General features: G+C 59.6%; 10 protein-coding genes. All 10 read left to right on the top strand.

The window, feature by feature from the left end; genetic code table 11:
* The first annotated feature begins 15 nt into the window (after positions 1-15).
* The 10 genes from SK58_RS11580 (at position 16) to SK58_RS11625 (ending at position 13,776) form a co-directional block, all read left to right on the top strand.
* Complete coding sequence (locus SK58_RS11580; protein ID WP_022651409.1) at positions 16-1,002, top strand: hypothetical protein; 987 nt, start codon at positions 16-18, stop codon at positions 1,000-1,002.
* 9 nt (positions 1,003-1,011) lie between these two features.
* Entirely contained in the window at positions 1,012-1,824 is an 813-nt protein-coding gene (locus tag SK58_RS11585) for a type VI secretion system accessory protein TagJ (protein ID WP_048219906.1), read from the top strand.
* Positions 1,817-2,380, top strand: coding sequence for a type VI secretion system baseplate subunit TssE (gene tssE, locus SK58_RS11590; protein ID WP_048219908.1), 564 nt, complete (start codon positions 1,817-1,819; stop codon positions 2,378-2,380). Before SK58_RS11585 ends, tssE begins: the two co-directional genes overlap by 8 nt.
* 2 nt (positions 2,381-2,382) lie before the next feature.
* Positions 2,383-4,254, top strand: coding sequence for a type VI secretion system baseplate subunit TssF (gene tssF / locus SK58_RS11595; RefSeq protein ID WP_023296775.1), 1,872 nt, complete (start codon positions 2,383-2,385; stop codon positions 4,252-4,254).
* Positions 4,251-5,294, top strand: a complete 1,044-nt coding sequence (gene tssG / locus SK58_RS11600) for a type VI secretion system baseplate subunit TssG (RefSeq protein ID WP_032653904.1) — start codon at positions 4,251-4,253, stop codon at positions 5,292-5,294. Before tssF ends, tssG begins: the two co-directional genes overlap by 4 nt.
* Before the next feature lie 38 nt (positions 5,295-5,332).
* Positions 5,333-7,948, top strand: coding sequence for a type VI secretion system ATPase TssH (gene tssH / locus SK58_RS11605; protein WP_032648551.1), 2,616 nt, complete (start codon positions 5,333-5,335; stop codon positions 7,946-7,948).
* Positions 7,949-7,972: 24 nt separating this feature from the next.
* Positions 7,973-9,406, top strand: a complete 1,434-nt coding sequence (locus tag SK58_RS11610; protein WP_015570340.1) for a serine/threonine protein kinase — start codon at positions 7,973-7,975, stop codon at positions 9,404-9,406.
* Positions 9,407-9,431: 25 nt separating this feature from the next.
* Positions 9,432-10,898: a hypothetical protein gene (locus tag SK58_RS11615; RefSeq protein ID WP_048219910.1), complete on the top strand. Its 1,467-nt coding sequence runs from the start codon at positions 9,432-9,434 to the stop codon at positions 10,896-10,898.
* Entirely contained in the window at positions 10,895-11,656 is a 762-nt protein-coding gene (locus SK58_RS11620) for an ankyrin repeat domain-containing protein (protein WP_017384288.1), read from the top strand. Before SK58_RS11615 ends, SK58_RS11620 begins: the two co-directional genes overlap by 4 nt.
* 197 nt (positions 11,657-11,853) lie before the next feature.
* Complete coding sequence (locus SK58_RS11625; RefSeq protein WP_017693289.1) at positions 11,854-13,776, top strand: type VI secretion system Vgr family protein; 1,923 nt, start codon at positions 11,854-11,856, stop codon at positions 13,774-13,776.
* Positions 13,777-13,799: the final 23 nt, after the last annotated feature.

The raw sequence follows: 13,799 nt of genomic DNA on the forward strand, positions 1-13,799 counted from the left end.
CACACAAGGATTGATATGAAACTTTGGCTATCGGGTTTGGCTCTTCTGACGGTGGCGACCACCGCACAGGCTGAAAACTTCCGCATCGTGCAGTCTCCTGCGCAGAAGCTGGATATCTGGATCGACAACATTAAAGACAATACGCCGCAAAGCTGGTGTAAGGCGGACGTGGCGCTGCGTATCGTGGCGAACGGCAAGAAAGAGGTTTCGGTGCTGGAAAACTTCGTGCCGCGCCTTGGCTCGCTGCTGGAGCACCAGTGCAGCAAGCTGAATACCCTGAACTGGACGCTTAACGATCCGGAAGGCACGACGCTTGCCCGGGGCACAGCGGCTAAAGCGCAGGACTGGGCGCTGGTGGTGAAGCAGCAGGAAACGGCGGCGGCAACGACCACCACCTCAGGCGCGCTGCTGCCACCTGACCAGAATCCGGAGACGCACACCGTGGCGGCAGATCGTACGCCATGGCAGGAGTTCACCCTTCAGGACGGTTGCCATCTGCGCACCTTCTGGGAGGGCGGCTCCTCCGCGCCAGCGCTGTTTATTCCGGATTCCGACACCACCCGCTGCGGCAACGGCAGCTGGCTCAGCGGCCACACCGTGGTGACGCAGAACCGTAACGGGACGCAGAAAGCGATTCCGGTCACCTACATTCACGGCTTCCCGGTGATGGGGCTGAACAACGCGGTCGATCCTGAAAAGGCGCTGATCACCTCCGTCAACAAAGAACGCATGGTCTTCAGCACCCCGAACAGCGACCAGAGCTGGATGATCCTGCCGTACGACAGCACCCTGAACGGCTGGAAGAGCAACGGCACGGTGGCGGTGGAAATCACCCGTGAGATCGCCAGCGACGACGCCAGACTCCAGGCGCGTATCGCAGAGGTGAAGAAGATCTGGAGCGCATGGGTTGCACCGGGCGCGGAGCTGAACGTTGTTCTGATTGACACGCTGCGCCCGCAGTTGCGCGATCCGGCAGTGGGCGCCTGGCGCGCGGCGAATTAAGGAGGGGCTATGAATACGCTTTATCAACGTCTGGCGGGCGAGTCGATTAGCGACGCGCTGCTTCGCCTGGAAGCCGATATCAAAGCCCGTCCGGCGGATGCCGATCTGCGCGCCGCGTTTGTGCAGTTTCTGATCCTCAGCGGCAACTGGGCGCGCGCCCTGACCCAGCTGAAAAGCTGGCTGGCGCTGAAGCCGCAGGCAAAACCGACCGTAACGCTGCTGGAGCAGGCCATTCAGGGTGAACAGCAGCGGGCGCGCGTGTTCGCGGGAGAGGTACGACCGACAATGCCCGAGGCGCAGTGGCCGTGGCTGACGACGTTAGCCCAGGCGCTGACCGAAAGCGCAGGGCAAGCGCAAACGCTGCGCCTGGCGGCACTCGAACAGGCCCCGGCAAGCCGCGGGCAGGTCACGCTGGAGAATGAAGAGAGCCACACCTTTGAATGGCTGATGGACGGCGATGCCCGTCTGGGGCCGGTGTGTGAAACCCTGGTCAATGGCCGTTATTTCTGGGTGCCGTTCTGCGCCATCGACGCGATCCGTTTTCAGGCTCCGGCCAGCGTGACCGATCTGGTGTGGCGTCATGCGCTGGTCCGCCTCACGGACGGCACCGAGCAGGTGTGTCAGATCCCGGCGCGTTATCCGTTTGCTGACGGGGTGCCAGACAGCGTTAAGCTGGGGCGCACCACCGAATGGCTCCCGCTGGACGATGACGGCGCCCTGTATGAAGGCATGGGACAGAAAGCCTGGCTGAGCGAGCAAAGCGAAAGCCCGCTGCTTACCCTGAGCCTGGTGACATTTACCTCGGATGGTGCGGATGAGTAATCCCGCTGGCGAAGGCGATCTGCTGCGCAGCGGCTGGCAGGCCCGCAGCAGGCAGGAGAAAGTGGGGGCGCGCGACAAAATGCAGCCCTCACTGCTGGATCGCCTGACGGATAACGATCCGGAAAAAAAACGCGAGTCCGCCAACAGCAATCTGATTACCCACGCCGCGCTGCGTCGTAACGTCCTGCGGGATTTACAGTGGTTGTTTAACACCATTAACCACGATGCCTCCAGCGATCTGAGCGGGCTGATGCAGGTGAGCCGTTCCGTCGTGAATTTTGGCGTGGCGCCGCTGGCGGGGAAAAGAATGTCCGATATTGAATGGCACGACATTCAGCGCAAGCTCACCGAAGCGATTATTAACTTTGAACCGCGGATCCTGCCGCAGGGGCTTCAGGTTCGCTGCGTGTCCGATACCTCCTCGTTAGATCTGCACAACGTTCTGTCTATCGAAATCAAAGGTCGCCTGTGGTGCGTGCCGTATCCGCTGGAGTTTCTCTTTCGCACCGACGTCGATCTTGAGAACGGCCATTTTGAACTGAAGGATGCGGGGTAATTATGGAAAGCAAACTGCTCGAATATTACAACCGTGAACTGGCCTATCTGCGCGAGATGGGCGCAGAGTTCGCCGAGCGCTACCCGAAAGTGGCGGGGCGGCTCGGCATGCGCGGCATCGAAGTGGCGGACCCGTACATTGAGCGCCTGATGGAAGGTTTCGCCTTCCTGACCTCCCGCGTGCAGATGAAAATGGACGCCGAATTTCCGCGCTTTTCACAGCGTATGCTGGAGATGATTGCGCCAAATTATCTGGCGCCTACGCCGTCGATGGCGATCGCTGAAATTCAGCCCGACAGCAGCCGCGGCGACCTGAGCAAAGGCTTTATTGTGCCGCGCGGCACCATGATGGACAGCCTGGCGCTGAAAAAGACCGGCGTTACGTGCAGCTATACCACGGCGCACGAGGTGAACCTGCTGCCGTTAAAAATTGAGCGGATCGAGCTGGGCGGCGTTCCCGCCGATCTGCCGCTGGCTCAGCTCGGCCTGAGCCAGCGGGGGATCAGCAGCGCCTTACGGATCCGCATTGCCTGCGATGGCCCGCAGCATCTCGGGCACCTGGACTTTGACCGCCTGGAGTTCTTCTTAAGCGGCCCGGACATCGAGGCGCTGAAGCTGCTGGAGCTGGTGATGGAGCACCACGCGGGTATTGTCTGCCAGACGGTCAGCAAGCAGCCCCAGCGCCAGCTGCTGTCGTCTGACGCCCTGCGTCAGGAAGGCTTTAATGCGGACCAGGCGCTGCTCCCGGACGATCTGCGCAACTTCGACGGCTATCGCCTGTTGCAGGAGTACTTTGCGTTCCCGGCGCGTTTTCGTTTCATCAGCCTGAGCGGGCTGGGCAAGCTGATCCAGCGCTGCGAAGACGAAAAAGCGTTTGATATCTTCATTCTGCTCGACAAGAGCGACGATCAGCTGGAGCGCGTGGTGGATGCCAGCCACCTGGCGCTGCACTGCACGCCGGTGATCAACCTGTTCCCGAAAGTGGCGGCCCGGCAGAAGCTGAGCGAAAGCCAGCATGAATACCACCTGGTGGTGGATAACATCCGCCCGCTGGATTATGAAATTTATGCCGTGAAAAAAATTTATGCCAGCGCGGATGGTCAGCGGGACGACCAGACGTTTCGTCCTTTCTGGAGTACCTGGAGCGGAGACGCGGGCAACTACGGCGCCTATTTTTCCCTGCGCCGTGAGCAGCGCGTTCTCTCCGAACACGCGCTGCGCTATGGCACCCGCACGGGCTATATCGGCTCGGAGGTCTTCGTCTCGCTGGTGGATGCGCAGCACGCGCCGTGGCAGGAGAATTTGCGCTACATTTCCGCCGAGGTGCTGTGCACCAGCCGTGACCTGCCGCTGATGCTCCAGCAGGAGCTTGGGCAGTTTATTATGGCCGACTCCATGCCGGTGAAGGCGTTAACCCTGCGTAAAGGCCCGACGCCGCCGCGTCCGGCGCTGGCCGAAGGGTTCAGCACCTGGCGGCTCATTAGCCAGCTGCAAATGAACTACCTCAGCCTGATGGACAGCGAAAACGAAGAGGGCGCAGCCGCGCTGCGTCAGCTGTTAGGGCTATACGCCAACCTGGCCGAGACGCCGGTTGCTCGTCAGGTGGATGGCGTTCGTCACTGCGTGCTGGAGCCGGTGCACCGCCGCGTGCCTGAACCCGGCCCGGTGGTGTTCGCCCGCGGGATCGGCATCACCCTAACGGTGGACGAACGCGCCTTTTCCGGCGCCAGCCCGTGGCTTTTCGGCAGCGTGCTGGAACGCCTTTTTGCCCGCCTGGTCTCCATCAACAGTTTTACGGAGTTCACGCTCAAGAGCCAGCAGCGTGGTGAAATCGGCTACTGGGCGCCGCGCATGGGTAAAAGGGCGCTGGTATGAGTGAAGTTGCCCCTGCAACGCTGCGCGTGCATCGCCTGACGCCGCTGCCCGATGCGTTCTGGCGCGGAGTGCGCGAGACGCCGTGGCGCTACGATCTGTTCCAGCTGTTAAGACGCATTGATGCCCAGGGCGGTGAGCGTTACCCGCTGGGGCGCGCGCCGCTGCCTAAATTTGAGCCGCTGCGTATTGGTCAGCAGCCTTCAATGGGCTTTGCGCCGTCAACGGTTGCTGAGGTCCGGCAGCGGGAAGAGAACGGACTGCATGACGTTTCCATACTGAGCTTCGGCCTGTTTGGTCCTAACGGCCCGCTGCCGGTGCACATGACTGAGTATGCCCGCGAGCGTATTCATCATCATCAGGATCACAGCCTCAGCGCGTTTGCCGACCTCTTTCACCACCGCCTGACGCTACTGTTCTACCGCGCCTGGGCGGACGCGCAGCCTGCCGTTTCACTGGATCGCAACGACAACAGGCGCTTCGAAGGGTATCTGGCATCGCTGATTGGCATGGGGCAGCCTGCCCAGATGTCGAAAGGCAGTCTGAGCGCGCACGCCCGCTTTACCCACGCCGGGCACCTTACCCGCCACGGACGGGACCCGGAAGGGCTGGAGAAAATCCTGCGCAACTATTTCAACGTGCCGGTCAGGCTGGTGGCCAACGTCCCGCAGTGGATGCCGCTCTCAACGCGGGAGCAGGCACAGCTGGGCGAGGGGCGGCGTATGCCGCGCATGGGAGAGTCCGCTTTTCTCGGCATTGCGGTACGCGACGTGCAGCATAAATTTCGGCTTGAGATTGGCCCGTTGAGCGCAGACGACTACAACCGTTTTCTGCCGGGCGAAGGGTGGGTGACCGAGCTGCGCGACTGGGTGCGACAGTACGCCGGGGTGGAATTTGAATGGGAAACACGGGTGATCCTGCGCGCCGATGCGGTGCAGGGCGCCACGCTCGGTAGCGCCGGGCGATTAGGGTACAACACCTGGCTCGGCCTTCAGCCTCAGCCTGTTCCGCGTGGCGATCTGGTGTATCGCGCAGAGCGATAATCCTTCCGTATACCGAATCATTGTTAATGGAAACTAACATGTCAGAAATTAGCCGTGCCGTGCTTTTCGGCAAACTGGATACGCTGTTATTTACCTCTCTGGAAAGCGCGACTGCCTTCTGTAAGCTGCGCGGCAACCCGTACGTTGAGCTGGTGCACTGGCTGCATCAGCTGATGCAGCAGCAGGATGGCGATCTGCAACAGGTCATTCGTCACTTCGCCCTTGATGAACAGCAGCTGACACGCGATATCGTGGCGGCGCTGGATGCCCTGCCGCGTGGCGCGAGTTCCGTGTCTGATCTTTCCGAGCATATCGACAGCGCCGTCGAGCGCGCCTGGGTCTACGGCTCGCTGAAGTTTGGCGTCAGCCGCATCCGCGGCGGCCATTTGCTGATCGGCATACTGAAAACGTGGAATCTGGCTAACGTGCTGAAAAGCATTTCGGCGCAGTTCACCCGTCTTAACGTCGAGGTGCTGATCGAGCAGTTCGACGCCATTTGCGCCAGCAGCAAAGAGAGCCAGCAGGCCGCCGCCGCTGCGGACGCGCCTGCCGGGGCAGTACCGGCTGCGCAGGGCACGCTGGCGCAGTATGGTCAGGATCTGACGGCGCGCGCCCGGGAAGGGAAAATCGACCCGGTGGTGGGGCGCGATGAAGAGATCCGCCAGATGGTCGATATTCTGATGCGTCGTCGCCAGAACAACCCCCTGCTGACCGGGGAAGCCGGCGTCGGGAAAACGGCGGTGGTGGAAGGGCTTGCGCTGCGTATCGCTGACGGCGACGTGCCGGAGCCGCTGCAAAACGTTCAGCTGTGGCTGCTGGATATCGGCATGCTTCAGGCCGGCGCGGGCATGAAAGGGGAATTTGAGGCGCGCCTCCAGGCGCTGATTAACGAGGTGCAGTCCAGCGCCACGCCAATTATTCTGTTTATCGATGAGATCCACACCCTGATTGGCGCAGGCGGTCAGCAGGGCACCGGCGATGCCGCTAACCTGCTCAAACCTGCCCTGGCGCGCGGGCAACTGCGCACCATCGGCGCGACCACCTGGGCGGAATACAAAAAATACATTGAGAAAGATCCGGCGCTGACCCGCCGTTTCCAGACCGTACAGGTTCACGAGCCGGACGAAGCCAAAGCCGTGCTGATGTTGCGCAGCACCGTGTCGCCGCTGGAAACTCATCATCAGGTTTTACTTCTCGACGAAGCGGTCAGCGCGGCAGTGAAACTGTCGCATCGCTATATTCCTGCGCGTCAGCTGCCGGATAAAGCGGTGGCGCTGCTGGACACCGCCTGCGCGCGCGTGGCCGTCAGCCAGAGCGCGCCGCCTGCCCAGCTGGAAGACTGTCTGCGTCACCTGGCGGCCCTGGACGTGGAGCTGGAGATTGCTGAACGCGAAGCGCGCGTGGGGGCGGGCGATCCGGCGCGTGTGGCGGCCTTAACCGCCGAACGTGACGCGTTCGAAACCCAGCGCGAAGCCCTGGCTCGTCGCTGGGAAGAAGAGCGCACGCGGGTACAGGAGATTATCCGTCTGCGTGCCGCGCTGTTTGCGGCGGGTGATGAGGATACGGCTGAACTGCGCGGCCAGCTGGCAGAACAGCAGCAGGCGCTGAAGACCTTACAGGGTGACGAACCGCTGCTGTTTGCCGCGGTGGATGAGAACGTGGTGGCTGCGGTGGTCTCAGACTGGACCGGGATCCCGCTGGGCCGGATGGTGAAAAATGAGATCGACGCGGTGCTGAATCTGGCCGACACGCTGAACCAGCGGGTTATTGGTCAGCGTCACGGTCTGGATCTGATTGCCCGTCGGGTAAAAACCTCGCGGGCGAAGCTTGACGATCCGAACAAACCGGTCGGCGTATTCATGCTCTGCGGGCCATCCGGCGTGGGTAAAACCGAAACCGCGCTGGCGCTGGCGGAGTCGCTTTACGGCGGCGAGCAGAACGTTATTACCATCAACATGAGTGAATTCCAGGAAGCGCACACCGTTTCGACGTTAAAAGGTGCGCCTCCGGGCTATGTGGGCTATGGTGAAGGCGGCGTCTTAACCGAGGCCGTGCGCCGCCGTCCCTACAGCGTGGTGCTGCTGGATGAAATTGAAAAAGCGCACCCGGACGTGCACGAGATCTTCTTCCAGGTCTTCGACAAGGGCTGGATGGAGGACGGCGAAGGGCGTCACATTGATTTCCGTAACACCATTATTATTCTGACCTCTAACGTCGGCACCGACCTGATCGCAGCCATGTGCGCCGACCCGGAACTGATGCCGGAGCCTGACGCGTTAAGCGGCGCCCTGCGCCAGCCGCTGCTGGAGGTGTTCCCGCCTGCGCTGCTGGGCCGCCTGCTGGTGGTGCCGTATTACCCGCTGAGCGACGAGATGCTGGGGCAGATTGTGCGTCTTCAGCTCAGGCGCATTCAGCGTCGTCTGGAAGAGAATCACAACATTATTTCTGAATTTGACGACAGCGTGGTCGAACAGATTGTTCAGCGCTGTACCGAGGTTGAGTCGGGCGGGCGTATGGTGGATGCGATTCTGACCAATACGTTGCTGCCTCAGATGAGCCAGATTTTACTTACCGCCAGCCGCAGCGACGAGCAGTACCGACGTCTGCATGTCACCTGCGAGCAGGGCGAGTTCCACTGTCAGTTTGCCGCGTAATAATCATCAAGAGAACTGTAAAAGATGACGGATAATGATAACAATCGGACTGTCCCAAACGCGCTCCCGGTCGGGTACCGTTTCAATGAGTTTGAGATAAAAGAGGTGATTGGCGGCGGCGGATTCGGCATCGTCTATCGCGCCTGGGATCACCAGCTCGAACGCACTATCGCTATCAAAGAATTTATGCCTTCCTCCCTCGCCGTGCGCGGCGAGGATATGACGCTGGTGCTGCGCAGCGAGCGCTTCGGCAAAGCGTTTTCTGCCGGTTTGAACAGCTTCATCCAGGAAGCCCGCCTGCTGGCGCGCTTTAACCACCCGAACCTGCTGCACGTACTGCGTTTCTGGGTGCAAAACGACACGGCCTATATGGGGACGCTGTTTTACAGCGGTACCACGCTGTCGCGTCTGCGCGAAGAGAAACCGGAGCTGATTAACGAGGCGTGGATCCGCCGCATGCTGCCAATGCTCTTCGGCGCCATCAAAACGATCCACGACGAGGGTTATCTACACCGCGACATCTCGCTGGATAACATTCAGATTCAGGATAACGGCCTGCCGGTGCTGCTCGATTTCGGATCGGCGCGCCGCACCATCGGTAATCTCTCGGATGAGACGGAAACCATGCTGCGTCCGGGCTTCGCGCCTATCGAGCAGTATACCGACGACAATGAAAGCGAGCAGGGGCCGTGGACGGATATCTACGCGCTCGGCGCCGTATTGCGCACCCTCATCGTGGGCTCTCCGCCACCGGTCAGCGTGGTGCGCTCGATTCAGGACACCTGCAAACCGCTGGTGGAGCTGATGCCGCAGGGGTATTCCATCCCGTTGCTACAGGCCATCGACAAGGCGCTGGCGCTGCATATGGAAGACCGTCCGCAATCCATTGAGGAGTTCGCGGCGCTGATCGAGATGCCCGTCGCCGGTATCGACGAGGTGCTGACCGCGAAGAAGACCGGCACGATGCTGGTGCCGGTGGAAGAGGAGACATCTGCTTCCGCGCTGGACTGGCGACGTTACAAGCTTCCGGGGCTGGTGGCTGCGGGCGTGCTGGTTGGGGTGGTTGCCGGTGCGATGCTGTTCGGCGGCGACAGTCAGGAAACGCCAGCGCAGACGGCGCAAACGCCTGCCGTGAGCCCTCCGGCTGAGACCTCCGCCCAGGCGGAAACCAGACCGGCAACGGCAGACGTGAGCGAGCCGGTTGCGCCACCTGCTTCGGCGCAGCAGAGTGCGCCGCCTGTCGACGCCAGCCCGGTCGCGTTGGTCTACATTCGCATGCTTGATGGCGAGACGCTGAAGGTGAACGGCGAGTCTAAAGCGCTGCGTCCGGGGAATAACGGTTACGCATCGCTGAAATTGCCTGCGGGCGAGACCCGCATTGAACTGGAAGGCAATGGAAGAACGCGTACCCAGACGCTGGATATTGCGAAGCCAGGCACCTGGCTGGTGAATCCGTAAGCCTGCGGGTAACAGGACGGAGCGAATGTATAACATCAAGTTTGTCTATCTGTTCCACGAGAACGTCTCGCCAGCGCTGTTTGCGAAAATAATCCGCCCGTCCGTTGCCGGACAGTGGATTATGTCGGTTCCCGACCATTCGCTGCGCTCGCTCTTCACGCGCTACGATCTGCTGCGCACGATCACCGGTGCGAATCCTTATCAGTCCGGGCGCGATACCCGCACGCTGATCGCGCAGGACTTAGAGATGGGCAGAGTGGTTGCCATTGACGAAAGTTTTCGTGACTGGTCATCAGTAACGGAAATTTTTTATATCAATGCCAAAGGGCAACTCCAGGCTGCCTCGCTGGTCGGCCTGGGCTGGTATCCGGTGAGTACGATTGTCGACCGCTACGAAACCATGGTGAGAACGTACGGATCTCGCCCTGCGCCAACGGTACTGCCAAAACAGGTGGTGAAATCTAAAACGGCACAGGTGCCGGGTGAACCTACTCCGGGCAAGGACGGTAAAACCTATGCCGGACAGCTTCAGAAGATGACCAAAGCAGAGCGCTGGCAGGCGCGTAAAGATCTGATTGCGAAGGGGAGTAATAGCCTTTATCCGGATGCCCAGATTGCCGCGAAGCGTCTGGCGGCGAATAATATCGCGGTGGAAAAAGCGAAGCTTGCGGAAAATATTTATAAGACCGTGAACCCGCTGGAAACCACACCGGGCGTGCCGGAGGGGTGGACTGATATCAGTAATGACGATGCGCTGTTAGGAAAGTTCGGGCTGAACAAATCAATGCTCTTTGACGATGATACGTCCCCCAATTTTCTGGCGCGCGTCTATCAACCGAAGCCGGAAGTGTTTGGTACAGATATGAACCCCACACTGGTATTCAGGGGATCGCGCGAGCCTGGTTTCGCCTCTCTGTCTGATAATGTCTCCTCTTTACTGACCAAAGGGGAGCTGGCGCCGGTGGTAAACGGGGCTGACTGGTCGAATAACTTCTCACAGGGCATGGGTATGGCTTCAGATTATTATAAAAAGGCCGTGAGTATCGGTAAGGAGCTGGCAAGGTCAGGCCAGGATATTGATATTGCCGGTCATTCCCTTGGCGGTGGCCTCGCCTCTGCAACCTCTATGGGCAGCGGGAAAGCGGGGTGGACGTTCAACGCCGCCGGCCTGAATGCCGGAACCGTAGAAAAATACGGCGGCAAGATATTAGGCAGTACGGATAATATCCAGGCTTATCGGGTTGAAGGTGAGCTGCTGACGAAGATTCAGGAAGTTAACCCCTGGGAGGATCTGAAAACGATGAAAGGGCATGTCCCTTCGTGGATCCTCAAAGAGGAAATCTCTGCGCTGAGCCCTAATGCTGCCGGAATACCCCACGATCTTCCCGGTGGAACCGGAAGCGCGCTGGACCGCCACGGGATTAATCAGGCGATTGATTGCATAGAGCAACAGAAGGACGAGGATATTTCGATAATCGGGAGTCGATTGTGAAAAAACGGTTGATGGCTTTTGTCGCGTTATGTTTTTTATTCATGATTCAGGGGTGTAAGCAGGATATGGACCTTAATCCACAGGACTACTTCAGCGGTCAGCAGCTTGAACTGGCGAAAGCGATTGAAGAAGGTGATGTCGACGCGGTGAAGACGCTTGCACCAGACAGCGATCTTAATAAACCGGGAAAGCAGGATATGACCCTGCTTTTTTGGGCCATCGGCAACGCGATTAATGATAAAAAAACATCGCCCCATTTAAAGGTGATTACGTTGCTTGTTAAGGCCGGCGCAGATCCGCTCCAGCCTCGACCGCAGGGAAAAAGCAGCCCTGCCGAATTTGCCCTGAAGGGGGACAGCGCAGACTGGATCAACGCTATGCTGGACGGTGGCCTTTCGCCCAATGTGAAAGATAAGGTCTTCCACGAACCCATCATCTTCCAGTCGCTAAAAGCGAAAAATACAGAGACGCTGGAAGCCATGCTCGATAGCGGAGCAGACGTCAATGCAACCAATTCACTGGGTAAAACGTTGGTGTTTGATGCGCTGGATAACCAGGCTTACGATCATGTCTTGTTACTGCTCGATCGTGGAGCGGACCCGTCAGTTAAGGCTAAAAATGGCTGGTCAATGAGCAATGCGCTTGCGGACGCGCTGAGTGGACTTGATCGAGGCAGTGAGCAATACGAGAAGTTAAACGAAATAAAAGAGAAACTTATTCAGAAAGGGGGCGTGTGGCCACCTGCGCCGGTTAAGTGATTGCTCAACTTTCATGAAAGCCAGAGATAAGGTTTTTTCCGGAGTTTCCATAAGCCTGCACTCTTTGGATTTATAAAAACGAAAGTTCGTACCTCCAGACAAATCAACCCAGCATTGCATCAATCCAAAACCACCTCGTCGAAATTAGCTTTACGTTCATTAACGTTCCCAGCATAAACCATTACGGAATAAAGATTATGCTCAACCGAATTACCGTCCAGCTCCCGGTTGAGGGGCTGCTTTTCTGGAAACTCTCCGGCCGCGAGGCGATGTCCGAGTCGTTCGCGCTCACGCTGACCCTGCTCGGTACGGACGCGCGCATTGACCGCAGCAAGCTGCTGGGCCAGCCGGTCACGGTGACCATCCCCACGCAGAACCTGCTCACCCCCCGCTATATCAACGGCAAGGTGACGCGCGTGGCGGTGAGCGCCGTGGAGCTGACGGGCACCCGCTACGCGGTGTACCAGCTGACGGTGGAGCCGGACCTGTGGCCGATGAAGCGCGACCGTAACCTGCGTATCTTCCAGGGCCAGACGGTACCGCAGATTGTCAAAACCCTGCTGGGTGAGCATCAGGTTAACCTCGAAGACAAACTTACCGGCAGCTACCGGGTGTGGGACTACTGCGTGCAGTATCAGGAATCGAGCCTGGACTTTATCAGCCGCCTGATGGAGCTGGAGGGGATTGCGTACTACTTCAGCCACGAGGCGGACAAGCATACCCTGGTACTGACCGACGCCGCGACCCAGCACCAGCCGTTCAGCGGCTATGAGGTCATTCCTTACCATCAGACGCCGTCCGGCGGCAGTACGGATGAAGAGGGCATCAGCCAGTGGGCGCTGGAGGACAGCGTCACGCCGGGAATTTACAGCCTCGACGACTATGACTTCCGCAAGCCGAACGCGTGGCTGTTCCAGGCGCAGCAGAACCCGGCGTCCCCGAAACCGGGCAGCATCGACGTGTACGACTGGCCGGGCCGCTTTGTGGAGACAGGGCATGCGGAGTTCTACGCCCGAATCCGTCAGGAGCGCTGGCAGGTGGAGCATCAGCAGATTCAGGCGACGGCCACGGCGGCGGGCATTGCGCCGGGCCACATCTTTACCCTGACCAACGCGCCGTTCTTCAGTGACAACGGCGAGTATCTGGTGACGGCGGCGGGTTACCACTTCGAGGAGAACCGCTACGCGAGCGGTGAGGGGGAAACCATTCACCGCACCGATTTCACCGTTATCCCGGCGTCGGTGTCCTACCGTCCGGCGCAGAGCACGGCGTGGCCGCGCACCTACGGCCCGCAGACGGCGAAAGTCGTGGGACCGCAGGGGGAGAGTATCTGGACGGACAAATATGGCCGCGTGAAGGTGAAGTTCCACTGGGACCGTCTGGCGAAGGGCGATGACACCAGCTCCTGCTGGGTGCGCGTGTCGAGCGCCTGGGCGGGCCAGGGCTACGGCGGGGTGCAAATCCCGCGCGTCGGCGATGAGGTGGTGGTGGACTTTATCAACGGCGACCCGGACCGTCCGATTATCACTGGTCGCGTGTATAACGAAGCAAGCATGCCGCCGTGGGCGCTGCCGGCTGCCGCGACGCAGATGGGCTTTATGAGCCGCACGAAAGACGGTTCAGTCGACAATGCCAACGCCCTGCGCTTTGAGGACAAGGCGGGTGCAGAGCAGGTGTGGATCCAGGCCGAGCGTAACATGGACACCAGCGTTAAAAATGATGAAACGCACAGCGTCGGCGGCGCGCGCAGCCATTACGTGAAGAAAAATGAGCTGCATCGCGTGGAGGCTAATCAGATCCAGGCCGTGAAAGGCGGAACCGAGATCCTGACGGGTAAAGGCAAGCTGGATGCGGCGGTAGAGCAGTATGTTATTGCTTCCGGGACGAAGCTGCGGCTGGTCTCGGGCGAGAGTGCTATTGAGCTTAACGCTAACGGCAAAATTAACCTGATCGGCAAAGAGTTCAACTTCTTCGTTGAAGGGGACGGCTATATCACCACGGGCGGCAAGCTGCACCTGAATACGTCGGGCACCCAACCGGGCACAACGGCGCCGGGGTCAGGGCATAAAGGGGATATTGATGCGGCGGTGCAGGAGAAATTTACGCCCCCGGAAGAGTAACCGCTTTCTGTCTGCCGCCGGGT

Origin of the sequence: Enterobacter sp. BIDMC93, from assembly GCF_001037805.1 — a bacterium.
GTDB lineage: Bacteria > Pseudomonadota > Gammaproteobacteria > Enterobacterales > Enterobacteriaceae > Enterobacter > Enterobacter hormaechei_C.

Bases quoted from the DNA above. Each gene is read 5' to 3' on its own strand.
- SK58_RS11585 (WP_048219906.1), top strand. From the start codon at position 1,012: ATGAATACGCTTTATCAACGTCTGGCGGGCGAGTCGATTAGCGACGCG.
- SK58_RS11625 (WP_017693289.1), top strand. From the start codon at position 11,854: ATGCTCAACCGAATTACCGTCCAGCTCCCGGTTGAGGGGCTGCTTTTC.
- tssG (WP_032653904.1), top strand. From the start codon at position 4,251: ATGAGTGAAGTTGCCCCTGCAACGCTGCGCGTGCATCGCCTGACGCCG.
- tssE (WP_048219908.1), top strand. From the start codon at position 1,817: ATGAGTAATCCCGCTGGCGAAGGCGATCTGCTGCGCAGCGGCTGGCAG.
- SK58_RS11610 (WP_015570340.1), top strand. From the start codon at position 7,973: ATGACGGATAATGATAACAATCGGACTGTCCCAAACGCGCTCCCGGTC.
- tssF (WP_023296775.1), top strand. From the start codon at position 2,383: ATGGAAAGCAAACTGCTCGAATATTACAACCGTGAACTGGCCTATCTG.
- tssH (WP_032648551.1), top strand. From the start codon at position 5,333: ATGTCAGAAATTAGCCGTGCCGTGCTTTTCGGCAAACTGGATACGCTG.
- SK58_RS11615 (WP_048219910.1), top strand. From the start codon at position 9,432: ATGTATAACATCAAGTTTGTCTATCTGTTCCACGAGAACGTCTCGCCA.
- SK58_RS11580 (WP_022651409.1), top strand. From the start codon at position 16: ATGAAACTTTGGCTATCGGGTTTGGCTCTTCTGACGGTGGCGACCACC.